Annotated in this window: 20 protein-coding genes and 3 pseudogenes; 12 read left to right on the top strand and 11 right to left on the bottom strand. The window is 64.7% G+C overall.

What is annotated here, in order from left to right; translation table 11 throughout:
* Window positions 1-40: 40 nt before the first annotated feature.
* From E2481_RS09105 to E2481_RS09080, 8 genes and pseudogenes are all read left to right on the top strand, one after another.
* Window positions 41-1,843 (top strand): vWA domain-containing protein, encoded by a 1,803-nt coding sequence (locus tag E2481_RS09105; protein WP_136716819.1) that lies wholly within the window; start codon window positions 41-43, stop codon window positions 1,841-1,843.
* Complete coding sequence (locus E2481_RS09100; RefSeq protein ID WP_136716818.1) at window positions 1,843-4,173, top strand: vWA domain-containing protein; 2,331 nt, start codon at window positions 1,843-1,845, stop codon at window positions 4,171-4,173. The genes E2481_RS09105 and E2481_RS09100 overlap by 1 nt, the downstream gene beginning before the upstream one ends.
* Entirely contained in the window at window positions 4,170-4,832 is a 663-nt protein-coding gene (locus E2481_RS09095) for a hypothetical protein (protein ID WP_136716817.1), read from the top strand. The genes E2481_RS09100 and E2481_RS09095 overlap by 4 nt, the downstream gene beginning before the upstream one ends.
* Complete coding sequence (locus tag E2481_RS09090) at window positions 4,829-5,668, top strand: DUF7502 family protein (protein WP_136716816.1); 840 nt, start codon at window positions 4,829-4,831, stop codon at window positions 5,666-5,668. The genes E2481_RS09095 and E2481_RS09090 overlap by 4 nt, the downstream gene beginning before the upstream one ends.
* Window positions 5,661-6,158: pseudogene (locus E2481_RS19205) on the top strand (AAA family ATPase); the annotation flags it as partial. The gene E2481_RS09090 and the pseudogene E2481_RS19205, both read left to right, overlap by 8 nt.
* Window positions 6,159-6,176: 18 nt before the next feature.
* Window positions 6,177-7,919 (top strand): annotated as a pseudogene (locus tag E2481_RS09085) (LAGLIDADG family homing endonuclease); the annotation flags it as partial.
* Window positions 7,920-7,931: 12 nt separating this feature from the next.
* Window positions 7,932-8,387, top strand: a pseudogene (locus E2481_RS19200) (AAA family ATPase); the annotation flags it as partial.
* The gene (locus E2481_RS09080) at window positions 8,384-9,256 is read left to right on the top strand and encodes a DUF58 domain-containing protein (protein ID WP_136716814.1); all 873 of its coding nucleotides are present in this window, start codon (window positions 8,384-8,386) and stop codon (window positions 9,254-9,256) included. The pseudogene E2481_RS19200 and the gene E2481_RS09080, both read left to right, overlap by 4 nt.
* Before the next feature lie 6 nt (window positions 9,257-9,262).
* Here the strand turns inward: E2481_RS09080 and E2481_RS09075 are convergent, their stop codons facing one another.
* The 5 genes from E2481_RS09075 to E2481_RS09055 form a co-directional block, all read right to left on the bottom strand.
* Window positions 9,263-9,604 carry a hypothetical protein gene (locus E2481_RS09075; protein ID WP_136716813.1) on the bottom strand — a complete coding sequence of 114 codons (342 nt, stop codon included), beginning with the start codon at window positions 9,602-9,604 and terminating at the stop codon, window positions 9,263-9,265.
* Entirely contained in the window at window positions 9,594-9,962 is a 369-nt protein-coding gene (locus E2481_RS09070) for a MarR family transcriptional regulator (protein WP_169302407.1), read from the bottom strand. Before E2481_RS09070 ends, E2481_RS09075 begins: the two co-directional genes overlap by 11 nt.
* A 40-nt stretch (window positions 9,963-10,002) precedes the next feature.
* Window positions 10,003-11,811: an ABC1 kinase family protein gene (locus E2481_RS09065; protein ID WP_136716811.1), complete on the bottom strand. Its 1,809-nt coding sequence runs from the start codon at window positions 11,809-11,811 to the stop codon at window positions 10,003-10,005.
* 51 nt (window positions 11,812-11,862) lie between these two features.
* Window positions 11,863-12,144, bottom strand: a complete 282-nt coding sequence (locus tag E2481_RS09060) for a hypothetical protein (protein WP_136716810.1) — start codon at window positions 12,142-12,144, stop codon at window positions 11,863-11,865.
* A gap of 69 nt (window positions 12,145-12,213) precedes the next feature.
* The gene (locus E2481_RS09055) at window positions 12,214-14,007 is read right to left on the bottom strand and encodes an alpha/beta hydrolase family protein (RefSeq protein ID WP_136716809.1); all 1,794 of its coding nucleotides are present in this window, start codon (window positions 14,005-14,007) and stop codon (window positions 12,214-12,216) included.
* Between the two features lie 204 nt (window positions 14,008-14,211).
* On the opposite strand from E2481_RS09055, the gene E2481_RS09050 reads away from it, so the two are divergent.
* The gene (locus E2481_RS09050) at window positions 14,212-14,601 is read left to right on the top strand and encodes a 30S ribosomal protein S6e (RefSeq protein WP_136716808.1); all 390 of its coding nucleotides are present in this window, start codon (window positions 14,212-14,214) and stop codon (window positions 14,599-14,601) included.
* Entirely contained in the window at window positions 14,601-15,038 is a 438-nt protein-coding gene (locus tag E2481_RS09045; RefSeq protein WP_136716807.1) for a DUF7112 family protein, read from the top strand. Before E2481_RS09050 ends, E2481_RS09045 begins: the two co-directional genes overlap by 1 nt.
* A gap of 44 nt (window positions 15,039-15,082) precedes the next feature.
* Here E2481_RS09045 and E2481_RS09040 read toward each other — a convergent pair whose 3' ends face one another.
* Entirely contained in the window at window positions 15,083-16,414 is a 1,332-nt protein-coding gene (locus E2481_RS09040; protein WP_136716806.1) for an RNA-guided endonuclease InsQ/TnpB family protein, read from the bottom strand.
* A 119-nt stretch (window positions 16,415-16,533) separates the two neighbouring features.
* Here E2481_RS09040 and E2481_RS09035 point away from each other — a divergent pair, with 119 nt between their 5' ends.
* Complete coding sequence (locus E2481_RS09035) at window positions 16,534-17,700, top strand: transposase (RefSeq protein ID WP_250137769.1); 1,167 nt, start codon at window positions 16,534-16,536, stop codon at window positions 17,698-17,700.
* 372 nt (window positions 17,701-18,072) lie between these two features.
* Window positions 18,073-18,942: a CheF family chemotaxis protein gene (locus E2481_RS09030; protein ID WP_136716805.1), complete on the top strand. Its 870-nt coding sequence runs from the start codon at window positions 18,073-18,075 to the stop codon at window positions 18,940-18,942.
* Here E2481_RS09030 and E2481_RS09025 read toward each other — a convergent pair whose 3' ends face one another.
* From E2481_RS09025 to E2481_RS09005, 5 genes are all read right to left on the bottom strand, one after another.
* Window positions 18,943-19,809 carry a CheF family chemotaxis protein gene (locus tag E2481_RS09025; RefSeq protein WP_136716804.1) on the bottom strand — a complete coding sequence of 289 codons (867 nt, stop codon included), beginning with the start codon at window positions 19,807-19,809 and terminating at the stop codon, window positions 18,943-18,945.
* Between the two features lie 97 nt (window positions 19,810-19,906).
* Window positions 19,907-21,154 (bottom strand): HEAT repeat domain-containing protein, encoded by a 1,248-nt coding sequence (locus E2481_RS09020; protein WP_136716803.1) that lies wholly within the window; start codon window positions 21,152-21,154, stop codon window positions 19,907-19,909.
* Window positions 21,154-21,972, bottom strand: coding sequence for a CheR family methyltransferase (locus E2481_RS09015; protein ID WP_136716802.1), 819 nt, complete (start codon window positions 21,970-21,972; stop codon window positions 21,154-21,156). Before E2481_RS09015 ends, E2481_RS09020 begins: the two co-directional genes overlap by 1 nt.
* Window positions 21,973-22,050: 78 nt before the next feature.
* Window positions 22,051-24,057 carry a chemotaxis protein CheA gene (gene cheA, locus E2481_RS09010; RefSeq protein WP_136716801.1) on the bottom strand — a complete coding sequence of 669 codons (2,007 nt, stop codon included), beginning with the start codon at window positions 24,055-24,057 and terminating at the stop codon, window positions 22,051-22,053.
* A 2-nt stretch (window positions 24,058-24,059) separates the two neighbouring features.
* Window positions 24,060-25,199, bottom strand: coding sequence for a protein-glutamate methylesterase/protein-glutamine glutaminase (locus tag E2481_RS09005; protein ID WP_136716800.1), 1,140 nt, complete (start codon window positions 25,197-25,199; stop codon window positions 24,060-24,062).
* Window positions 25,200-25,461: the final 262 nt, after the last annotated feature.

The following is a 25,461-nucleotide window of genomic DNA, read 5'->3' as shown; positions in this document are numbered from 1 at the left end:
TCGAACAGCCGTGTGACCCGACTGGTCCCCCGCCAAATATATGCAGCTCGCTGATGTCTTCGCCGCCCCGCTCGGGCTCGCAGCACTGGCCGGTGTGATACCACTTATCGTGCTGTATCTCATCCAGCCGGACCCGCGGGAGCTGTCGCTGCCGACGGTGCAGTTCCTGCGGGAAGACCCCGACGAGGGCGGCTCGAACCCGGTCCTCGAACGGCTGCGGCGGAACCTCCTCCTGCTCTTGCAGATCCTGGCGGTCTGTCTGCTCGCCGTCGCGCTGGCCTCGCCGTACGTGATGGACACGCGGGCCGCCACCGAGGAGCCGACGGTGCTCGTCGTCGACGCATCCGCGAGTATGGGCACCGACACCGGCGACGGGACGCGCTTTGCCGAGGCCGTCGCGGCGGCCAAGCGCTCGGTCGGGACGCCGACCACCGTCGTCGTCGCCGGCGCGTCGACGCGGGTGCCCGCCGAGGGAGTCGATCCGACCGACGCCGAAACGACGCTCGACGGCCTCGCCGTCACCGACGCTCCGGGCGACCTCCGCGGTGCCGTCAGCCGCGCCACGGAGCTCGCGGGGTCGGAGAGCCGCGTCGTCGTGTTCAGTGACTTCGCCGGCGACGGCGGGGACTGGCAGGGTGCCGTCCAGACCGCACGCGCCCAGGGACTCGACGTCTCCCTGCGCCAGTTCGGCGACGGTGGCACGGACAACATCGGTATCGTCGACCGCAGTTTCGGGTCCCAGCGGGTCACGCTCTCGGTGAAAAACACCGGAACGAGCACCGCCGAGCGCACACTGACGATGGCCGGCCGCTCCCGGTCGCTGACGCTCGAACCCGGGGACGTGCAGTCGGTGACCGTCCCGTTGCCCGCCGAGAGCACCACCGCGCGGCTCTCGCCCGGTGATTCGTTCCCGACCGACGACGTGGCACACGTGACCGTCCCGGAGGACCGGGCCGTCGACACCTTGCTCGTGACCAACGGGAACAACCGCAATCTCCGGACCGCCCTCGACGTGATTCCGACGGTGAACCTGACGGTGGCGAACCCGCCGGCCTCCACGGGCGGGCGCTACGACGTGGTGGTGTTTGCCGACGTCGATTCCGACCGTGTGCTCGGCTCGACCATGGAACTGACCCGGGAGACCGTCGCCGACGGCGGCGGGGTCGTCATCCAGGCCCAGGGCGACGTGGACACGGTCGGCTACGGCCCCCTGCTTCCGGTGGAACCGGGCTCGGTACAGAACACGAGCGACGTGGGCGACGTGGCCGAACACGAACTGACCCGCGGGTTCGACTTCCCCGCGCCGGAGCGACACCTGACGGCCAGAACCACCCGTGGGACCGCGCTCGTAACGGCCGCCGACGGGTCGCCGCTGCTCTCGACCGCCCGGCAGGACGGGGGTCGCGTGCTGTACTACGGCTACCTCCCGAACCAGACCGCGTTCCGCTACGGCTACCGGTACCCGGTGTTCTGGCAGCGAGCCGCCCACTGGGCCGCCGACCGACCCGCGCCAGGGGACCTGAACTACCGGACCGGCGAGACGTTCCAGCTATCGAATCAGACGACCGTCGAGACGCCCACCGGCCAGCAAACGACGGCGAGCGTTGCGCTCGACGCCGTCGGGACCTACCGGACGAGCGAGCAGCGCGCCAGCGCCAGCCTGCTGTCGACGAGCGAGTCGAACCTGACCGCACGGAGCATCGACGTGGCCGGCGGGAACGCCACCGGCGGGGGCGACGGGGGCGAGCGCGTCCCGCGGGACCTGACGCCGCTGGCGCTGCTCGGCGTCCTCGCCCTCGTGGTCGGCGAACTCGGCTTCCTGCGCTACCGGGGTGATCTCTGATGGCGGTCGAAACTTCCCTCGCGGGCGTGACCGCCGGCCTCCAGCGGCCGCTCGTCCTGCTCGCGTTCCCCGTGATCGCGCTCCTGTTCGGCGTCCTCTATCGGCGTCGTCGCGAGGGGACGACCTTCTCGCGGCGCGGCCGGGCACTGGTTTTCGTGTCCAGATTGCTCGTCGTCGCGCTGCTGGTGGTCGGTGCCGCCGGTCCCTACACCCTGGCGACGGCCGAGGTGAGTGGCGACCCGCAGGTGAGGATGCTCGTCGACCGCTCGGCGAGCATGGCGGCGACCGACGCCGCACCCGGCGACCTCGCCTCGGCGATCGAGTCGGAAGGCGTCGCGGTCCGGACTCGAAGCGTCGGCTCGGACCGGGGCTCGCCGGTCGGCGACGCCGTCGCGGGGTCGCTGTCGACGAACGGGAGCGTGCTGGTGGTCTCGGACGGCCGGGTCACCGACGGCCGCTCGCTCGACGCGGCGGCCGGCATCGCCCAGGACGTCAACGCCTCCATCCACGCCGTCAACGTCTCGACGACGGCGACCGAGCGGGTCGTCACCGTCGCCGGGCCGGCCAAGACCAGCACCGGCGTCGAGAACTCGTTCCGCGTCGGCGTCACCGGCGTCGAACTGGACGATTCCGTCGATCTGACTGTCACCGTCGACGGCGAGGAAGTCGTCAGCGAGCGGGTCGAGGGGCAGGGCGGCGTCGAGTTCGCCTACAACTTCTCGGAGACGGGGAGCCACCGCGTGACCGCTCGCATCGACGGCGCGGACGTGCACGACCGCAACGACGTCTTCCGGAAGACAGTCCGAGTCGTCGAACCGCCGAAGATCCTCTACGTCTCCCGGGGTGAGTACCCGCTTGCCGGCTTCCTCGACTCGGTGTACGAGGTCGACCGCACCGACTCGATCCCGGACGACCTCTCGGAGTACTACGCCGTCGTCGTCCAGGACATGGCAGCCGACGACCTCGGCAACGTGACCGCGCTCCAGCGAGCGGTCATCGACGGAACCGGTCTCGTGACGGTCGGCGGTGAGAACGCCTTCGAGTACGGGAACTACCGCCAGTCGCTGCTGACCGAGATGCTTCCGGTCACCATCGGCGAGGGCGGGCGCACCTCCCGGGTCGTCATCGCCGTCGACATCTCGGGCAGCACCCAGGGCACGCTGTCGGTCCAGCAGGCGCTCGCGCTGGACGTGCTGGACCAACTCGGCGACCGTAACCAGGTCGGCGTCGTCGCGTTCAACCGCAACGTCTACCGGATCGCCGACGTCGCCGTTCTCGGGAACTCGCGGGACTCGCTCTCGCGACAGATCCGCCGGCTCGAAAGTGACGGCGGCACCGACGTCAGCGCCGGTATCGAGGGGGCCACGCAGATGCTGGGCGGTGGCGGCGGCACCGTCATCCTGCTGACCGACGGTCGGGCGCAGGTCGGCGACGCGCCTGGGGCCGCCGCCGAGGCGTCCCGAGACGGCGTCCAGGTCATCCCCGTCGGCGTCGGGAGCGACGTTGCCCACGACCACCTCGAACGGGTCGCCGACGCCGGGGACGGCACCTACCTTCGGGCCGACGAGACCGACCGACTCCGCATCCTCTTCGGCGGCGAGACCCGCGAGTACCGGGGCGGCGGCCTCACCGTCGTCGACGGCTCCCACTTCATCACGAGCGGGGTCCGGTTCGAGGCGACGCCCGGCCGGACCCACGCCGTCGCCGCCGCGGACCGCGCGGACTTCCTCGTCGCTGGGCCCTCGGGCAACCCCGCGATCTCGGCCTGGCGGTACGGCCTCGGTCGAACCGTCGCGATCACTGCCTACGACCAGGGCGGCACCCTGGGTGACCTGCTCTCCTCGCCCGACTCGGTCGGCGTGACCAAATCCGTCAACTGGGCCATCGGCGACCCCGAACGGCTGGAGACCGGCGTCACGGACATCTCGGACGCCCGCGTCGGGTCGCCCGTCACGGTTACCTACGAAGGACCCGCTCGGCCGTCGGCCGGCGGCGTCCGGTTCACACAGGCCGGCGAGGGGCAGTACGAGGCGACCGTCGTCCCCGAACAGGCGGGCTACGAGTCGGTCCTCGGCGCGACGTACGCGGTGAATTACCCGCAGGAGTACGCCGCCTACGGCCAGTCGCCGGCACTCGGCGACGCCGTCGAGACGACGGGCGGGCAGTTCTTCGAACCGGACCAGGCGGCCGCGATCGCCGAGCAGGTGCGTCGGGACGCACGAACCGTCCGCACGGTCACCCGCGAGTGGACGTGGCTTCTCGTCGTCGTCGCACTGCTCACCTACCTCGCGGAGGTCAGCGCTCGCAGATACTACCGCATCAAATCATGACGCTCATCGGAACCAGACTCAACGCGCTGCTCGTCGTCCTCGTCGGCCTGACGGTCGTCGGGACCGCCGGTGCGACCGTCTTCTACGAGTCGTCGGTCGGCGACGTCAGCGAGCGAAACGAGGCGCTCAGTCAGGACAAACGACAGCTCCAGGAGCAACTCTCGACGACCCGCTCGGAGCTAAACGAGACCGAGAACCGACTCCAGCGGATCAACGACAGCCTGACGACCCGCCAGACGGACATCCGGGACCTCACCCTCCGGCTCAACCGGACCGAGACCGAACTGGCGGCGACCGAACGCCGACTCAACTGGACGGCGGAGAACCTCTCGCAGGCCCGTACTCAACTCGATACCCTCGAAGGCGAGAACGAGGACTTCGAACGGACCATCGAGAACCAGGAAGACACCATCGACGACCTGGAGCGTACCATCCAGGATCGGGAGGCGACGATCAGCGACCGCGAGGACACCATCGCGAGCCTTCGGAACACGCTCGACGACAAAAACGGAACTATCGACACTCTGGAGGAGGAGAACCAGCAACTGGAAGGCGAGAACCGGCAACTGGAAGACGAAAACGCCGACCTGCGTGACGACATCGAGTCGCTCTGTCGCGACGAAAACGTGAGCGACTCGCCGGAGTGTGATGGCGTGTGACTGATCAGCCAGACACCATCCGACAGGCGGTCCGGGAGATCGAGCGTGAGGGGTACAAGGCCGCCGGACTCCACGCCGTCGTCGACGCCGTGGCCGTCTTCCTCGTGGTCAACCTCGGGGTCCTCCTCTTCGCGATCCCGCTGCCGCCCGCCGGCCCGTTCGACGGGTCGACGGTCCTGGCCGCCGGCGTCGGTGGCCTCGCCTTCGCCGTCGAGTTCGGCCTTCGCGTCCACTTCTACACGGTCGAGGCGTTCGAGTCGGTCAACCCGGAAGTCCGGGAGGCGCTGCGAACGGCCCGCGACGCGGCCGACGACGATGACGTCTCCCCGATGGCTCGGCGACTCTACGACGACGTCAGTACGAAACTCCAGCGGACCAGCGCGGCGGGGTTCGTCGACACCCGCTGGCTCGGCGGGAGCGTCGTCGTCGTGTTGCTGGTGAGCGTCGTCACCGTCCAGGCGGCGGTCGCCGGCCTCACGATCGCACCGGTCGCCGGACCGGCATCGAACGCCACGGGCGACGGGAACGCAGCGCCCGGGGGCGGCCCGGTCAGCGAGGAGGACAACGGCAACTCCCGGCTCCGGGACGGCGACAGCGTGCTGGGCGACCCCAAGGAGGTCGACCGCGGGTCCGACGACCTGGAGACGAACATCTCGGCGGGCCGGGGCGGTGAGGAAGGCGACGAGGAACACTCCTACGACGACAGCGGGTTCTCGGTCGACGACGACCCCGTCGCGGCCGAGCGGGCCGGCTTCGACGCCGAGCGGAACCTCGGCGACGCCGACCTCGTCCGCGACTACAACCTGCGTCTCAACGCGCGTGATTCAGATGACTGATGACATCGATACCGACGAAGTGGACCGGCTGCAGGACCGACTCGGGAACGCTCGCAACCAGATCCGGCGGCGACTCGTCGGCCAGGAGGCGGTCTTAGATCAGGTGCTCGCCTGTCTGCTGGCCGACGGGAACGTCCTGCTCGAAAGCACCCCCGGACTGGGCAAGACGCTGCTCGTCCGGACCATCGCGGAGGTGACGGACTGTTCCTTCTCCCGGGTCCAGAACACCCCGGACCTGATGCCGTCGGACATCACCGGCACGGAAATCATTCGCGACACCCGCGAGGGCCGGGAGTTCACGTTCCAGCCTGGTCCGATCTTCGCGAACGTCGTCCTGGCCGACGAGATCAACCGCGCGACGCCCAAGACCCAGGCCGCGCTCCTGGAGGCGATGCAGGAGCGACAGGTGACCGCCGGCGGCGAGTCGCGGAAACTTCCCGATCCGTTCTTCGTGCTGGCGACGCAGAATCCAGTCGAACAGGAGGGGAGTCTCCATCCAGACGAGACGCTCTACATGAACGGGCGGCTCTGGACTGCTTCAGATGCCCTCGAATATGCGAAAACGAACGGTACACTCGTCGAAAATGGTGAGACGAAAGTCTACGATGTCGATGCCACGACACAGACGCTAACATCAGACGGTGACATGGTCGAGACGGAGTGTCTGGTCTACGAGACTGCGTACGAAGGCGAGATGTACACGTTCGAGACGAAGACTGGTCGACGAATTCGAGTCAGCGACAATCATCCGTTTCTCGTCAACCGAGACGGGTTCGTTCGATGGGTGAAAGCACGAGAGATCGAGCGAGGGGATGCACTGGTTTCTCCAGCCGAGCTTTCACTCCCGGAGACGCCGTTCCCCAGCCACGAGACCGCGCTTGACCGTCTCGAAGAATGCGGGCACGATGTCGTCAGAGCAGTGCAAATACGCGACCTCAAAAACACGCTCGGGGCGGGTGAGACGCTCACGGCGGCTGACCTCGATGCGCTCAGAATCGCTGCAGACTACTCGAAAAAAGAACTCGCTGCACGGATTGACGCGAGCTACGATCAGGTCTGCAATTTCTTCCAGGGTGCAGAGAACGGTATCGAAGGACAGCTAGAATCAGTGCTTCGCCGTGCGGACGTTCAGCCCGGTGATTACGTAGAGGACTACGCTCGACATCGCATCGACGATGAACTCACCGACGAGGAAGCCGGGTTTTTCCTCGGATTTATCATTGCAGAAGGGAGCGTCACTGATACACACGTCACGGTTACGCAAAAGAACCTCTCGGCGAAACTCGACAGGTGGATCGCTATCGCAGAGCGCATCGGGTTAGATGTCGAAGTGAGGGCTGAACCGACGGGTCGGGAAGTTCAAATTAGCTCCAAACCGTTCGTCACGTATCTCGACGAACGATACTCACTCAAAACGCCGGAGCGTCTGCTATCAGCACCCGAAGACTTTCGGCGGGCTTTCCTCGAAATCTTCCTGCTAACCGAATCTCATTTCGACGCCGACCGTCGACGGATCTCGTTCTCTCAGAAAAGCCGGTCCTTGACGAATCTTGTCGCACATCTCCTCCTCGACATCGGTATTATCCCCTGGCTCTACGAGCGCGACGAGCAGTACGTGCTCCGGATTCAGGGCGAAGACATCGTCACGTATCTCCGTCACTTCGAGTGGCGAGGCGAAGCGCCGACGGTCGAGGGGTTCGATTCTGCACATCGAACGATTCCGCTGCCGGACGAGAAAGTGGAACGCCTCGTAGACATTCTCGGGATGAAACACGAGGGCGGATTCTCCGACCGTGTCTGGTACAACTCGTATTATCAGCTCCAGACCGAACGGAATCGGATGGCAACCCCGTATTTCGAGTCCCTCCTCGACGATGTCGAACAGACGCTAGAAAGACGGAAAGCGACCGAGATAGAGCACGCTATCGACGACGATCTCGGCCAGGCGGCAAAGCTCTGTGGACTCTCGATAACCGACCTCGTCGAGGGAACCTCGCTTACCAAACATCGTCTCTGGCAGGCGTACCAGTCTGAAGACCGTCCAACCGAGGCGATTGAGTACGTTGCCGACGAATACACGAGTCGTGTCGCCGAAGCCGAAGAACTGACCGACTACTTCGGTGATCTCGTCAGTGGTGACGTGTTCTTCGACCGTGTCACGTCGATAGAATCGGAATCGTATTCCGGACCCGTTATCGGTCTCTCGGTCCCACAAACTCACAACTACATCGCGGGCCTCGGTAGTTGTGGGATCAATCATAACACGTACCCCCTGCCAGAAGCCCAGAAAGACCGATTCATGGCGAAGGTGCTGGTCGATTACCCCGACCGCGATGCCGAGCGCGAGATCGTCGACCGCTTCACCGGACAGGTCGACGATTCCATTCCCGTGGAGAAAGCCATCTCCACCGAGGACCTGCTGTTGGCCCAGGAACTGGTCCGTCAGATCCCCATCGCCGAGGACCTCCGGGACCGCGTCGTCGACCTCGTGCGCTCGACCCGGGACTCGGACCTGCTCGACTACGGGGCCAGCCCGCGGGCCAGCATGGGACTGGTCGTGCTGGCGAAGGCCCGCGCGTTCATGATCGGGCGCACGCACGTCGCCAGCGAGGACATCGAGGCGATGGCCAAGCCGGTGCTTCGCCACCGCGTCGTCGTGGACTTCCGGGCCGAGCGCGACGGGGTGACCCCCGACGACGCCATCGAGCAACTGTTATGATCGAACCGGCCTTCCTGGACGAACTCGCGCGGTACGACGCCTCCCTCCAGCGCCGCGTCGAGACCGTCCAGCAGGGGCAACAGCGCTCGACCGAGGTCGGCGAGGGGCTGACCTTCAGCGACCACCGCAACTACACGCCCGGCGACGACACCCGACTCGTCGACTGGCGGGTGTACGCCCGCACCGAGGAGCTGTATATCAAGCAGTTCGAGGCCGAACGGGACCTGACCGTCCACGTGCTGGTCGACGCCAGCGCGTCGATGGACTTCGGGGGCGACCGGGCCGAGTCGAACACGCCCCACAAGTTCGAGTACGCGGCGAAACTCGGCCTGGGCTTCGCGTCGCTGGCCGCCGCCGAACACAACGACTTCCGGGTGTCGCTGCTTTCGGAAACCTTCGACCGCCTGGACCGCGCCCGTTCCTCACAGGGCGAAGTCCTCCGGCTGGTCGACGTGTTCAACGAGACCGATCCCGACGCCGAGACGTACTTCCAGCGCGCCTGCGAGGACTACGCCGCGACCATCGACTCCAAATCCCTGGTCCTGGTCGTCAGCGACTTCCTCGAAGATCCGACGGAGATCGAGGCCGGACTGGGCGCGCTCGCGCGCAACGACCTGATCCTGGCCCACGTCGTCGCGCCCGAGGAGCGGGACCCGCCGGCCCGGGGTGACACCATCTTCCGGGACCCCGAACGCGGGAGCAGGCTTCGAACGTACTTCGGCGCTCGCGTCGAGCGCGAGTACCGCGACCGGTTCGAGGACCACCGCGAGGAGATCGAAGCCGTCGCCGACCGCCTGGCCGCCCGCTACGTCACCGTCGATACCGGAACTGACTTTTTCGATTCCTTCGGCGAGGTCTGGGTGGAGTAACGATGTTCAGAGGCCGAGAAACGTTGCCGTCTCGTTCGCGATTCTGTCGGTTGCTCGTTCGGTGAGGCTCCCCTGTGCATTCACGATATCAGCGTGCTTGATCGTGAAGACGTACCACGGTGAGGCGTAGCTATCACCGGACGGCCCACCGAAGCGCCAGTCCGACGCGTCGAGTTTGATCGCCTCCGGTCTCTCTTTCGACGTGAGTGCTGCGACGGCGTATTCTTCACCGTGAAACGGATGGGTGGAATCGCTGAGAACGACGAAAAAGCGGTGCTTCGGTGACTGCTTGAACGGTGCCGGGTGTTTCACGACGTCGGCTCGCTGGAACGGCTTGCTACTCGTCACGCATCTCACGCGGATCGACAGCGTTCTCGTCCCAACCCTCGAACTCGTCGTCGCCGTACCGGTCGCCAATCGCTTTGAGGCTCAACATCGTCCCGGACAGCGCAGCCAGCCTGTCGTCGTCGCCAAACGACCAGTACGGTTCGGCGTGCTCGACGAGTCCGCGGTCTTTCAGCCGTTTGAGTGTCCCACGGACACTACCGGGTTTGATATCCGTCTCCGCTGCGATTTCGGCGGGTTTGTAGCCCCGGTCGGGATGTTTGCCGAGAAATCCCAGGATGTGGTACGCGTGTGTGTCCGGGTCGAACGGCAGTTCTGTCTCTTCCTGTCGTGTCCGATACTCGTCGAAATTCACTGGCACGCTTGTAACGCTCCGTAACGGATGTAACGCACTCATCCATTTAACTGTTCTCCGTCGCCGGTGGCTGACTGCGCTCGCCGTCACTGACCTCGCCGTAGGCCTGCGCGTAGCCGCCGGTCCCCTCCTCGTCCTCGCGCTGGCGGAGGTTCTGCCGCGTGAACTGCGGTTCGGCCCTGATGCCCGACCGCTCGCGAAGCGACCAGGCCAGCAGGCCGAGACAGAGAAGGGCTGCGCCCCCGGCGACGCCCGCCTCGGGTCGGTCGCCGCCGACGAACAGGACCAGCGCGGCGAACACCGACCCGACGAACCCGAACCCGAGGACAACCTGCCTCGCCAACTGGTCGACCACGTCGTTCTCGTCGTGCAGGTCCGTGCGTACCGTGAGGTCGTCGCGGTTGGCCCTGTCGAGAACGCCGTCGAGTTTCGGGCCGGTCGTCACCAGCGCTCGGGCGAGGGCTTCGAACTCCTCGCGGGCCTGCCCGAGGGCCTGCTCGACCCCCTGCTGGGCGTATCCTTCCTCCTGGACGTACTCGGTGATGAGTTCGATGAGGTCGAACTCGGGGTCCAGCGTCCGGCAGACGCCCTCCAGGACGGTGGTGACGCGGACGATGAGCGCCAGTTCCTGGGGGAGTCGCAGGGGGAACTCGTACAGTTCTTTCTGGAAGTCCGCGACGAGTTGCTGGACGCGGTACTGGTCGACGTCCTGCCCGCGGAAGCTCTCCAGGACGATCTCGAACATCTCGCCCATCAGTTCGCGGTCGACTGTTGGGTCGAGCGCGCCCATGCCGACGAACGCATCGATGATCCCGTCGATGTCGTCGCGGGCGATGGCGATGTAGAACTCGAAGATCTGTTCCTGTAAGCGTGGGCTGACGCTGCCGGTGATCCCGAAGTCGTAGAAGACGATGGTGCCGTCGTCCTGCACCGCGAGGTTGCCGGGGTGCGGGTCGGCGTGGAAGATCCCGTGTTCGAGGACCATCTCGATGTAGGCCTCCTCCAGCCGGACGACCAGCGCCTCGCGGTCGATCCCCTTCGCGTCCAGCGTCTCCACGTCGGTGATCTTCGTCCCCTCGACGTACTCCATCGTGAGGACGCGGTCGCCCGAACGTGAGTCGATGGCCCGGGGAATCCGAATCCCGGGCTCGTCGGCGAAGTTCTCGCGGACGGTCTCTAACATCCGCGCCTCGTGACGGTAGTCCATCTCCTCGCGGATGGTCGCCGCGAACTCCTCGGCCAGGTTCTCCAGCGTAAATGCCTGGCCGGGTTCGGCACCGCGGATCAACAGGGGCGTGAGCGTATCGATCACCCGCAGGTCCGCCTCGACGCGCCGACGGATCCCCGGTCGGAGCACCTTCACCGCCACGCGCTCGCCGTCGAGCCGAGCGGTGTAGACCTGCCCGAGACTCGCGCCGCTGATCGGCTCGGTGTCGAACGCGTCGAAGACCTCCTCGACCGGGCCGAGGTCCGATTCGACGACGGGTCGCACGTCCGCCCAGTCAGCCGGCGGCACGCGGTCCTGAAGCTGTGAGAGGACGGCGATGTAGGGGCCGGGCAGTACGTCGGGCCGCGTCGAGAGGATCTGGCCGACCTTGATGAACGTCGGGCCGAGCGCGACCAGCGTGTCGAGCAACTGCTGGGCGCGCGCGACCTGGGTTTCGGGTGTGACGGTGCGACCGCTCCCGAAGAGGAGATATCTGCGTCTGTCGCGGGCGTACGCGAGGCCGAGCGGGAGGAACCGCCAGACGACGACGAGCAGCCGCCAGGCAACGCGCAGCCGAATCCAGCGTTCGGCCCCGTCGCTCCCGGTGGTCTCGTCGGTCCCAGCCGCGGCCCTGGACGGTTCCGCCATCCGTGATTGGATCGGCTAGGGCGGGCGGACGGAAGGCCGTGGTGGTTCCGGTCAGTCCTGCACGGCGTCGGGACGGACGCGGAACCGGTTGTAGCCGCCGTGGGAGAGTTCCAGCGAGTCGAGCCACCAGTTCCACCGCTCGACCAGGTCGTGGTCCTCCGGGGCGTCGTTCAGGTTCGAGACGATCTGCTCTGGAGTCAACTCGAACCCGAGTTCCGCCTCGATCTTCCCGGCGTCGGCCAGGTCGCGGGCCTGTCTGGCGACGACGCGTCGGGCCGACTCGCTCCCCTCGAAGGCCTCGGCCAGCGCACGATCTAGCTCTTTGCTGTCCACATTCCGACTGTGGGCCGAACGCACTTGACCCTCTCGAAGCGTTCGCGCTCCCGAAAGCGTGCAGACGGCCTACAACGCCGCGTGCGTCGCGGTGCCCGCCACCAGGAACCAGGTGACCAGCAGGGCGTTGACGAACGCGCCCGTCCAGACGCGCCCGGTCCGGCGATAGAAGTACGTCGAGATGACAGCGGCGACGCCCAGCACCGGCACGAACGACAGCGAGACGATGGCGTACAGCGCCAACTGCGGGAGCAAGAGCGCGTTATCGAGCGCGAGCGGCACGTACTGCACGGCCACCAGGAGCAGGAAGCCGCCGGCGACGACGAGCGTGTTCGTGGCCATCGCCCGCCGGAGCGACGCCGTCGTCGCCGGCGTCCGCAGTCGACCGTGCAGGAGGACGCCCAGCGCCACGAAAAAGAGGACGAAGATCGGCAGATACGCCAGGAACGCCGGCACGTGCCAGGTCGACATCGGCGTGAGCGCGACGAACCAGATCCGGAAGTCGACGGTGAACACCGCGTCGACGACCAGGACCAGGAGGTAGACCGCACCGACGAGCGCGGCCGCGACGCCGAACGCCTCGCCGACCGACCGCCAGCCGTCACCCCGGTCCAGCCCGTAGCGCGCCAGCGGGTCTCCCTCGGCGTCCCGGCGGTAGTGCCAGATACCCACGAGGGCAGCGGTGATGAGCGTGTTCACGAGCGCCCAGATGGCCACGCCGTTCGTGAGTTGCTGGGGGAAGACCGGCGTGGCCGGAACCATCGTGTCACCGACGACCATCGCGGGGTAGTACGTCACCACCGGCAGCAGGGCCGCCAGCAGGGCGTTGGCGTACCACCCGAGACCCGACTCGGCCGCGGGTTCGGCGCGGTCACCCGTTGTGTCCTCGAACGCGTCCCGACCCAGCAGGAGACTGCCGGCCGGGAACAGGAAGAGGATTCCACCGACGAGCGCGAGGGCGGTCCCGACCTCCTTCCAGTACCACACCTGGTTCGAGGGCGCCATCGAGGTCCCGCCCGGCACCGTCCGCTGGATCCAGTCGACGGAGTCACCGACGGCGGCCGTCGAGATGTGGTCGCCGGGGTGGGTCGTCGCGGGCGTGTACAGCTTGCGGGCCGAGCCCGCCGAGACGTTCCCGTAGACGCGGTCTTCCTCGACCGTCTCGTTCGTGCCGAACATCGTCTGCATCTTCTCGGTGTCCGAGACGGCATCGGCGGCCGGCGACCCGGGCCACATCAGCCAGTGGAACTCGTCGTACTCGCTGAAGACGACCCCCATGTTCCGGGGGTAGGTGTAACTCCCGTTCGGTGCCGTGCCGTTCGGAACCGCCGGCTGCCCCGGAAGCGGTCCCGGGGCCGACCCCTGGTAAAGCGACGCGGTGTATTTCTCCGGGTGGACTCCCGCGGCGGCCGTGATCGCCCAGCCGCCCATCGAGTGCCCCGTGATGGCGACCGAGTCGTTCCGGACGATCTCCCGGGAGTGGAGATACGCCAGCCCGTCCGGGCCGCCGAACGCGTTGGCGAAGGCCGGCGGTGCCGAGCCGCCGTGACCGGTCTGGTCAATCGCCAGGGTCACGTAGCCCCGCCGAGCGTACTCGGTCGCGAACGGTGTCTGTACCTGTTTCGTGTTGATGTATCCGTGAACCGCTAACACGCCAGGTGCGGGCTCTTCGGCTGAGACGCCCTCCGGGACGTAGAGGTGCCCGGACATCGTCGTCCCGTTGGTTCCCTCGAACTGGACGTCTTTGACCGTGATCTCGCCCCCTGCCGTGTGTCCCCAGTAGCCGAGTGCCCCGCCGGCGAGCACCAACAGCAGCGATACCGCCAGCAGTACGACTCGGCTGTCAGGTCCGCTATCGAACATTATTGCCATCGTATGGGTAATGTGTTATATTACTTTCCAACTTTCAACTCTGGGCCGTATTGTCGTTCGATGGTAGCCAGTCTGCGAGCGTTCGGGGTCGTGGGGCGGTCCCGCGGGACGGTGTGGGGCGCGGGTCCGAGGTGGTTCGAACGCGGACTGGCTTCGACAGGGTTTTTATCGCGGACGGACTGTTTTCGTCCACCAATGGCAGATTTCACCGTCGTCGTCGCGGACCCCGAGACCGGCGACAGTCACCAGCTCGACGCAGAGGGACAGGACGCGAACCGCTTTATCGGCCGCTCGCTCGGCGAGGAAGTCGACGGCGGCGCCGTCGGCCTCGACGGCTACACCCTGGAGCTGACCGGCGGCTCCGACACCGCGGGCCGACCGATGCGCAGCGACGTTCGCGGCCCGACCACCAAGGCCATCCTGATGGACGGCGGCACCGGCTACACCCCGAAGCGTGACGGCGAGCGCAAGCGCGTGACCGTCCGCGGCCGCGAGGTCAGCGAGGACACGCGCCAGATCAACGCCAAGATCGTCGAGCGCGGGTCCCAGTCCGTCGACGACCTGCTCGGCGGCGACGAGGAGTAGTGCCGGAGCGCCTCCCCAGCGACCACGACGCCATCGATACCTACCGGGCGACCGTCGAACGGGTCGGTCGGACCGACCGACGACAGGTCGTCGTTCCCGACGCCGCGGCCGATGCCGTCCCGACCGACGAGATCGTCGAACTCGTCTTCGACGAGGGAACTTACCACAGCCACGTCGATACCGATCTGGATGGCACGCCTGTCTTTAAGGGCGCCTACCGAACGCCGACGCTGGCCCGCTCGCCCGGCGACGGCGAGGACGCCCTCGGCGAGTGGCTCGGGTCGACCGGCGTCGCCGTCGGTGACTCGGTACTACTGGACGTCGTCACGTCGGGGTACACCGTCGGACTGCGCGCACCCGGCGAGCGAGCGATCTACGAGGCGACGGAACCGCCCAGCGAGAGCCTCTCGTCGATCGCCCGCGATCTGGACGGTTGACATCCACCCACGAGTGAACTCGTGGGATTCCTCTCGTGGGAGTCTCAGTCAGTCTGAGACGCGCCGAGAGCGATATTCCTTTCCGTGGTACTCTGGTTTGTGTATTCCTCGTTGGCTGTTGTCTCCACCGGAGAGGGCGGGCTATGATGGTCCCGCCATTCGTGATTGTTCCACTTGAGGTACACAGGCCGTGCCATCGACCCGACTTCATTCGTCTGCCGTCTCAGGAACGATGCCGACGCTACCAGGTCAGCATGCCCTTCAAATCCACATGGACACGTTAACGAATCCTCGTGGCGGATTGTATCTTCTCGCTCGCCACACGCCGGACACTCTTGACTTGTCCATGCCTCGGATTCTTCTGCAACCGTGATGCCGTACTCTTCGCACACGTCTTCGAGGCGGTCGATGAACCGTCTGAACGCCCAGAAATTGTGCGTTTTCGCGTTCACACGCGGTTTCCAGTGTGTATCGAGGACGCCCTTGATGTCGCCCACGTACAACGTTGAAACACCTTCATTGTACAGGCGTTCTACGAGGTCACGAACAAGACTGTCTTGGGCGTGGTTGCGCCAGTTCGTGCGTTTCCGGTATAACCGGTCGATGCGCTTGCTGGACTCGCGCTGGTTGTCGAGGAGTGACTGGTAGTCCGCGATTTGTTCCGTGGTTTCACGGAACTGTTCAAACAGGTCACGCCCTTCGTACAGGTATTGAGTGCCGGTCGAGACTGTGCAGGCGACGAGGTGGTTCGCGCCAACGTCCAGAGCGGCTTCTTCCGAAGCCAGTGGTGAATCCAGTCGAGAATCATCAACGGTGACTGGTTGGAAAGCCCTGAACGTGTCAGCGGTTTCGTCGTACACGAGTTCTAACCGGTTTTGCTCGCCATGCCATTTTGGGTCGCCAGCGATTTCAACACGAAGGCGCTCGTTCCGATTTAACCCAAGTTTGTCTTTCAACTCGGAACCAATCGGGATTTCAAGTCGGGAACGCTCCCCGAACTCGATGGTGTACTGGTCTTTTCGGACGTATGAACGGAGGACACGTCCGTCTTCTTCGTTACCCCAGTAACCGGGTGGGCTGGGTTTGTCTTCGAGTTTTCCAGCATGGTATTTTTCGTTGCTGGAGAAGAACGAGCGCCACGCTTCCGAGTTTTTCCGGATGATTTGCTGGGCGACACTACTGCTGAGAACGTTTTTGTATTTGCCTTCGAGTTTGCCGGTGTCAACGTCCCAGACGCTTTTGTCTTCGAGGAAGGCTTGGCGGCGAGCGTAGTTTGTCTCGTTCCAGAGACTTGCAGAAGCGTCCAACCAGTGTTTGAACACCTCCCGCTCTTTCTTAGAGCAGAGGCGAACGTTGAACTGGTTGGCTCGCTTCATACGTTATATGTATTATTTGAGAATATCTAAGTGTTTGGTTTTACGTGGGAGACTCAGGTTGGCTGGTTCGTGTGGTTTGATTGTCGGAGTGGCGGATTCATCCCACGAGTAAACAGTAGTTGCTGAAGCGGGAGAGAATCGATTGTCGTCGCGGTCATTGTCTCGATATGGTCGAGACAGCCGAAGCAAAACAGGTGAGTCGTGCCGCCTCGTCGATGCTGTTTCCGGATCTTGATTTCGATGTTGCGGACAACGGCACCTATCCGAGCGAGGACTTCCAGCGAGTCCTCGCTCGGATTGCCTTCGACAATGAGTTTGCCAACGCTGGCGCGAAAGCCTACCAACTCGCTCGTGGTAACGACGTAGACGTTGGAGTCGAGTCACGGAATCCGCTGGCGAGAGCACTATTATACCATCTTCGTGGACTTGACGCGGACGCGGTCGACAACCAGTTCGACCGCGTCCGCGATGCTGTCCTCGCCGAAGCAGCCCGCAACCGGCTGTTCACAAAGCCAGTCGACGTCGCAATCGACGTTCACGACTGGCTGTACTACAGTGACAGCGACACACCGCATATTTCCCGGATTGATCCCGACCGAGGAACAGACTCCGCATACAAGTTCGCCACCATCTGTATCGTTGATCCGAGCGTCCGATTCACGCTTGGTTGGGTCGCACTGGATGGAAACGGCACCGACGAGTTGGCGGAGGCGATCCGCCAACTCGTCTCTCAAGCACGGGAATACGTCGAGATAAACCGTGTCTACCTCGATCGTGGCTTCTATCGCGTCCATCTCGCGTTGACGCTGGAGAAGTTGGACGTTGAGTTCGTGATGCGTGCGCCACAGACACGGAAAGTACAGCGATTCATCGCCGACCACGACGAAGACACGTTCGTCGCAGAGTACGAGATGGCGCGATCAAACCCACCGACGGGCCGGACGACAGTCCGGCTCGTCGTCGTCCCACATCGTTCCCGTGAGGACGATCATTTTTGTCTGGTGACTAACCGCGACGTCACAGGTGACGTCGCTCAGCCACTCGCAGAAGCCTATCGCCGCCGTTGGGGCATCGAAACGTCTTACCGGAAAGTCACAGAGTTTCTTCCGAAAACATCGTCACCGACGTTCTCTGTGCGGTTGTTCTACTTTCTGTTTGCTGTGGCGCTGTACAATCTGTGGGTGTTGACGAACCTGCTACTCGCGCCAGATCGGGCGGTCGGGAGAACATCAGTCCTCCCGACCGCCCTGTTCCGGCACTTTCTCGGTCCCATCCCGGACGGGTAGGGTTGCACCCGGCGATTGACTCGGGCCGTCCGCCCGAGTCAGACGCCCCGGGCTACTGGCAAGACTGTCAGAACAGTCCTCGTCGGAGGTTCTTGGCCGGCAGTCAGCTACCGTTCTCCCAGACGGTGACGTCGATCTTGAACAGAGCCGAGAACGCAACTCCTCTTCAGCAATTCTCGCAGTCGAATCAGCAACTACTGTAAACTCGTGGGCTTTCTCCTCGAACTTCTGTAACTGTCTCTCGGGAGTTCGGCCCGCAATATCCGCCGAACGCTTTTAACTGTTGCAGTACTGTCACCTGATACCGACCGGGGCACGTAACGCTCAATACTCGGCCAGACGAACGGTGCGTATCACCCGGTCTCGCACATCATGTCGGAATCAGTGATCGCGGATTTCGTCGGCAAATTCAACACCAGCACCGCTGGGCGGGCCGAACCGGTGCAGGGTCGGGTCCTCCTCAGCAAGAAGCGGCTGGTGCTGGCGACTGACGGCGACAAACTGACGGTCCCGCTCTCGAACGTGTTCGACGTCGCGGTCGGAAAGGTCCCACAGGACTTCGGGGCGTTCTTCGATTCGACGGTCACCATCGCCTTCAACACGAACGGGAACCGTCACATCGCGGCCGTCGAGGCCAGCGACGAGAAGATCGAGAAGTTCTCGACGGTCCTGTTCAAGGCGCTGTTGAACGGGACGACCATGATGGTCAAACACCCGGCCCAGGTCGGTGGCCGCGTCACCGGCGAGAATTTCTACAGCGCGAAACTGACGCTCAAGCGCCACAAAGTCGAGTTCACGGGCACCGACGCCGCCTTTACCGTCGACCTCTCGACGGTGACGAACTTCGAGGAGAAAAAGCGGGAGATCGCCGGCTCGACCCGGCAGGTCCTGTCCGTTCGGCACATGGACGGCGGGCAGGCGGTCACCTCGCTGGCCGCCATCGATTCGGCGCGGAAGATGAGCCTCCTCGGGCGGTACCTCCGACTGGAGTACAGCGACATCATCGAGGACCTCGAAGACGTCGACCTCTCGGAGGAGGAAACCGAACTGCTCGTCGCCGTCTACTCCTCGGACCCCGGCGTCTCGCTGGCGAGCGTTCTCGGCAAGGAGCCCAGTCAGGTGACGATGATGCTCAACGACCTGATCGAGAAGGACCTGATCCGCGACGGCGGGGAGACGACGCAACTCACTGCCAAAGGTCGGATCATCGTCAGCAGCAAACTCGAAGACGTCAACGCCTAGTTACCGCTCGTTGATCGCGTCGCTCGCGATGTTGCGACCGCGCGCTTTGAGCGCGACTTCCTTCCGCGTCCGGACTTCCTCTAGGATCTCCAGTTCGATGAGGCGGTCGTACACCTCCTCGACGCGGTCGACGTCCATGTCGACGAAGTTCGGGATCTCGAAGGGGGAGACGCCGGAGTACAGCGCCATCAACACCTCGTGTTCGCGCTCGCTGAGGTCGGCGTTGACCTCCGCGCGCTGTTCGCCCTCGCGGAGGAGACTGTGGAGAAAGGACATGTGCCGGCGTTTGCCCGAGAGGTGCGTCTGGACGCTCGTGTTCTCTCCTTCCGTGTGTTCGACCTCCAGCACGAGTCGCTCCTGGTCCATGACCGTCCGCTCGCCCTGTTCGACGCCGCCGATGTCGTCCAGGTCGACTTCGATGAACTTGCCGTCCGAGAGCGCGAGGTCGACTTCGCTGTCGTCGACTTTCAACCGCCCCTTCTGCCACTCGCTCTCCTGGATGACGCCGCCCTTGACGGCGGGGTGTTTCGCGAGAATGATGCTCTGGTCCAGCAGCGCCTTGAACAGCTTCGTTTTGAACGACTCGGTGTCGTTCGGGGCGACGAGCGTGACGTCTTTCCCCAACTGGAGCGAGAGGTAGCCCGAGACCTGTGCGATGGTCTGATTGACGTCGACGCGGCCTTTCAGGCCGTCGAGGTTCGAGAGCGGGATGGTCCGCTTGCCCTCGTTGCTCACGAGCACGATGCGTTTGTTCGTGAGCAGGATCCGACCGTTCTTCCAGTCGATGTCGTTGAGTTTGCGCCCGTTTTTCACTACCTGGGCGAATTTTCCCTGCGAATCGGCTAGTTTGTGCTCACCCTCGCTCATGCGTCTGTGCCGGGATTACCGGGATATATGCCCCGAACTGGTATTAACTTTCTTCTTACTCGAACGATCGAACCCCGGCCCCACTCGGTCGGTCCGCTCACTGGATCCCTCTCCCACCGAGTTTCGAGATGGCCGAGAAGGCCTTCTTGCGCATCTGCTCGTTGTCGGTCTTGTCGATGAGCCGGTCGAGTCGCTTCCGACTGCGGTCGCCACCGACCTTCCCGAGCGTGAACACGGCCTGGGCTCGCACGTTGTCGTCGTTCGTCGTGTCGTCGACGATTTCGAGCAGCCTGGTCTCGACCTCGGTCCCGCCGATCTCGGCGAGGCTCGTCGCGGCGAACTGGCTCGTCATCTGGTCCTCGTCGGTGAGCGTCTCGACCAGCGCGTCGACGACGCGCACGTACCCGTCGCTGTTCTCGCCCGCGACCCGCCCGAGCAACCAGGCGGTGTTCCGTCGCTGTCGGCTCTGCGTGCTCTCCTCTAAGATGTCGACCAGCGGGACGATGACGCTCTTGTCGTCGGTCTCGTTCAACTTCTCGACGACCGTCTCGCGGATCTGGTGACTCTGCTCGGTCGGCACGTTCGAGAGCAACTCGATGATGGAGTAGACGGCCGTCCGCCGGACAGAGGGGTTGTCGTCGGAGAGCGCCTCGATGAGGCCGTCGACCGGTTTCGCGTTGCCGAAGTTCCCCATCGCGCCGACGGCGATGCGCCGGATCACCGCCCGGTCGTCGTCGAACATGTTCAACAGGGCGTTCAGCGCCTGCCGGTTGCTGATCGCCCCCAGCGCCTCGGCGGCCTCCTGTCTGACCGCCGCCTTCGGGTCCCCGAGGCGCTCGATGAGCGCGTCACAGGCCCTGGCGTCCTCGATCCGACCGGCCGCCCGGGCGGCTCGGGCACGCACCCGCGGGTCCGGGTCGTCGAGCGTTTCCAGTAACTGCGGGAGCACGTCCTCTTTTCCGAGTTCGCCCAGGGCGTTGGCCGCCGCCATCCGGAGCTCTGGGATATCGGCGTCGAGCGCCTTCGAGAAGGCTTTGGCCTTCGCCCAGTCGGCCTGCTGGTCGTCGCCGAGGTCGATCCCGGCCAACTCGGAGATCAACTCCTCGATCGCGGGCTGGCCGATCTCGTTCAGGGCGTCGATGGAGGCGGCGGTGACCTTCTTGTTCTCGCTCTCCTCGACCATCTTGACCAGTCGCCCGATCACGTCGTGGCCCTCGCGTGTCTCCTCGTCGAAATCGCCCAGGATCCGCGCCGCTCGGGCCTTGACTTCGGCGTTGTCACTGGTCCTGGTGACGCTCAACAGTTTCTCGACGTCGCCTTCCCGCTCGAACTGGAACAGTGACATTATGCTTTCCGGTAGATCCGATGTCGTTTGTCTTCGGCCTCGAAGGTGTCCCGACACTCGTGGGGGAGCGTTTCGGTCATGCCGATGACGAGATAGCCGTCCTCGCGCAGCGACCCCTCGATGGTCTCGAAGATGGGTACCTTGAACTCCGTGTCGATGTAGATCAGCAGGTTCCGACAGAGCACCAGGTCGAAGTTCCGCTTGGACGCCCCGCGGATCAGGTCGTGTTTCTCGAAGGTGACGAGGTCCTTGACCGCCTGGCGCATCTCGAAGCGGTTGCCGTCCTGGTCGACGTACGGTTCGTAGTCGTCGAGCGGTGCCAGCTCTTCTGCGATGTCGGTCGTCTGGGACGTCTCGTAGACGCCGGCGCGGCCGACCGCCAGGGAGTCGTCGCTGATGTCCGTCCCGAGGATCGACACCCGTCGCTCGTCGATCTCCGGGTCGTCCAGCGACAGCATCGCCAGCGAGTACGGCTCGCGCCCGTCCGCACAGGGCGCGCTCCAGATCCGCACGTCGCGACGCTCCTCGGTCAGCGTTCGCAGGACCGACCGGATCCCCTCCCATGCCTCGGGGTTCCGGAAGAAACCGGTCACGTTGATCGACAGCGAGTCGAGCAACTGCTCCGGTTCCTCCTCGACCGTCTGCAACTGATCGAGGTACTCCGCGTAGCTGTCGGCCCCGGTCCGACGCATCCGCGCGGTGATCCGCCGGTCGAGATAGGCGTCGTTGTAAAACCCCGTCTCGAAACCGACGTCCGTCTCGATGTACGTCAGTAACCGCTCGAACGCGTCCGGCGAATCTTGTCTACTATCTGTCATTGGTGGGATGGGTTCGGGGGGTGCCTGGCTGTCGATCGGGGACGCAATTGCGCGGTGATCGACGGGTTCGAGCCGCCATCACAGCGACACCACGTCGAGGATGTGGACGATGTTGCCGTCGCCGAGGACGGCCGTCCCGGAGAGGCCGGGCGTCCCGCTGAGGATGCCTTCGAGCGGCTTGACGACGACCTCTTCCTGTTGGGTGACGGCGTCACACTGGAGTGCGACCTGGCGTTCGGACTCGCGGATGCGTACGAGCATCCCCTCGCCGTTCATCTTCGCGTCGGGCACGTCGAACGCCTCGGCGAGTTTGACGATGGGGTAGATCTCGTCGTTGTGTTCGATGACTTCCTCGCCGTTGACGACCTTGACGTCGTTTTTCTGGCTGATCTCGTCGATGTTCTTGATCGGGATGCCGTACTGCTCGTCGCCGACCTGGACGAAGAGGACTTTGACGATGGCCATCGTCACCGGCAGGCGCAGCGAGACGGTGGTCCCCTCGCCGGGTTCGCTGTCGACGCTGACGGAGCCGTCGAGTTGCGTGACGGTGTCGTGGACGACGTCCATCCCGACGCCGCGCCCGCTCGTGTCGGTGACCTCCTCTTTCGTCGAGAGGCCGGGGTGGAACGCCAGATCGTAGATGTCCGAGTCGTCCATCTCGTCGAGTTCTTCCTCGGTCTTGAAGTCGTGTTCGATGGCCTGTTCGCGGATGTCCTCGACGGCGAGGCCGGCCCCGTCGTCCTCGACTTCGATGATGACGTGGTCGCGCTCCCGCGTCGCGCGCAACTCGACTCGCCCCTCGCGCGGTTTGCCGAGTTGCTCGCGTTCCTCGGGCGGTTCGATACCGTGGTCGACGGCGTTGCGCAGAATGTGCATCAGCGGGTCCGAGATCTCGGTGAGGATGGTCCGGTCGAGTTCGATGTCCTCGCCCTCGATCTGGAAGTCGACCTCCTTGTCCAGTTCGCGCGCGAGGTCACGGACCAGTCGCGGGAACTTCCCGACGATCTTCTTCAGCGGGATGAGCCGCATGTCCATGACCGTGTCCTGCAGGCTCGCCGAGATCTTGTCGAGTTCGTTGATGTTCTCGCTGGCGCTGTCGACGTCCTCTTCCTCGATGGCCCGCCGGAGCTTGATCCGACTCGTGACGAGTTGCTCGACCTGGCCGTGTAACTCGTCTAACTGGTCGACGTCGACCCTGACGGACTTGATCTCGTCGACCGACGAGTCCGCCGACGAGGCGGACCGACTGCTCGTTCCGTCGCTGCCGCCACTGTCGTCGCTCTCGCTCGCACCGATGTCGTCGATCTCGACCACGCCGTACTCGTCTAGCTTGCTGGTGCTGTCGAGTTCGGACTCGACCGCCGCGGTGTCGTCTGCGTCGACGAGCAGGTCGAACCCCGTCTCGTACTCGCCGTTCTCGATGTCCGCGCGGTCGGGCGACGCCGCGAGCAACTCGAAGGTCTCGGCGACGGCCTCGACGACCAGCATGCCGTCGACGCCTTTCATGTCGCTGTCGCCCATCTCGACGCGAACGTGGTGGGCCGAATCGGCCTCGACGCCCGCCTCGGCGAACACCGACTCGTCGACGTCGACGTCGCTCCCGTCGGCCGCCGACGCCGCGTCGTCGGGACTGCCCGCGTCGGAACTGCCGCCCGCGTCTTCGTCGCCGCCATCGTCGGTGGCTGCCGATTCGCCGTCCGGCGCTCCGTTTTCGAGGACCCCTCGAATCTCCTCGACCATCGCCGAGGTATCGGTCGACGATTCGCCATCGGCTTCGATCTCGCCGACGATGACCTCGATCTGGTCGACGCCGTCGAAGATCATGTCCATGATCTCCGGCGTCACCTCCATGTCCCCCTCGCGCATCTCGTCCAAGAGGTCCTCCACGGCGTGGGCCAGATCGCTGGCGTCGTCGAACCCCATCGCCCCGAAGTTCCCCTTCAGCGTGTGGGCCGTCCGGAAGATGGAGTCCATCGCCTCCTGGTTGTCGGGATCGGATTCTAAATCCAGCAGTGAGTTGTTCAGTTCCGTGATCGCTTCCTCGCTTTCGCGAATGAACGCGTCGAGATATTGTTCGTCAACCATCGTTAGTGTGCCTCCGTGATCGTATCCAAAACCCCGTCGGTGATCTTCGACAGGGGCAGAACCTCGTCGACCATGCCCGTCTCGACGGCCCGCTGGGGCATCCCGTAGACGGCTGAGGTTTCCTCGTCCTGGGCGATCGTCCGCCCGCCCGCCGCCTTGACCGCGCGAATTCCGTCGGCGCCGTCGGCCCCCATCCCGGTGAGGATGACCGCCGTCATCGGCCCGTCGATGATCTCTGCGGCCGACTTCATCGTCACGTCGACGGCCGGGCGCACGCTGTTTACCGGCTCCTCTTCGTTCAGTTTGACTCGCAGCCGACCGCTCGCGTAGTTCGAGACCACCATGTGTTCGCCGCCCCGGGCGACCAGCGCCTCGCCGCCGCCGATCCGGTCGCCGTGGCTCGCCTCCCGCACGTCGTAGGCGCTTCGGTTGTCCAGCCGCTCCGCGAACCGGCCCGTGAACCCGTTGGGCATGTGCTGGACGATGAGGACGCGGAAGTCCGCCTCGAGCGGCAGTTCCGAGAGGACCTGCTCGACGACGGTCGGTCCGCCGGTCGAGGAACCGATGAGTAGCGTCGGGTTCTCGACGTAGGACCGGTCGGTCGTTTCGACGGCCGTCTCACCGCTGGCCGAACTCGTCTCCGTCTCGGTGCCCTGCTCGACGGTTTCGACGGCCTGTGCGTATGCTTCGTCCGGTGACGTCGTGTCGGTGGCCGACCCGACCGACACGTCGACGCTGGCGACCGAGGTGACCATGTCGACGAGTTGATCTTTCAGTCGGGACATCTCCATCGACACCTCGCCGCCGGGTTTCGTGAAGAAGTCCACGGCACCGCTCTCCAGTGCCTGGAAGGTCACGTCGGCGTTCTCGTCGGTGTGGGCCGACAGCATGAGCACCGGCGTCGGGTGCTCGGTCGTGATGCGCTCGACTGCCTCGATCCCGTTCATCTCCGGCATCTCGACGTCCATCGTCACGACGTCGGGGTCGTGTTGCTCGACGGCTTCGACCGCCTCCAGACCGTTTTTCGCCTGCGCCACGACCTCGACGCCGCCGTCTTCGAGGATGTCGGAGATGACGCTTCGCATGAAGTGTGAATCGTCGGTCACGACTGCCCGTGTCACGCCGGCTGACGCGTTCGCCATTACGCCGTCCCCGCGTGCCCGATCCAGTCGTTGTCCACGCCCTCCGAACCGACCGCCGGCCACACGACCGACTGTCGTTCGACGTGGTGACTCTGCCTCTCACGTGCCAGGGCTGACGCCATCCTTTAGTTCTGTTGCTATCGTACCCGCGAGCGACCAATAAAGACACCGCCCCCGTAATCAAATGTGATAGCCCAGGGGTCAGTCTTAAGTTCGGTTCGGCTCTCCGAATCGGTACGGAGAACGACCGCAAGCGGGCGCG

Source organism: Halorientalis salina (genome assembly GCF_005049285.1).
GTDB lineage: Archaea > Halobacteriota > Halobacteria > Halobacteriales > Haloarculaceae > Halorientalis > Halorientalis salina.
This window is presented reverse-complemented; position numbering and strand designations above follow the sequence as displayed.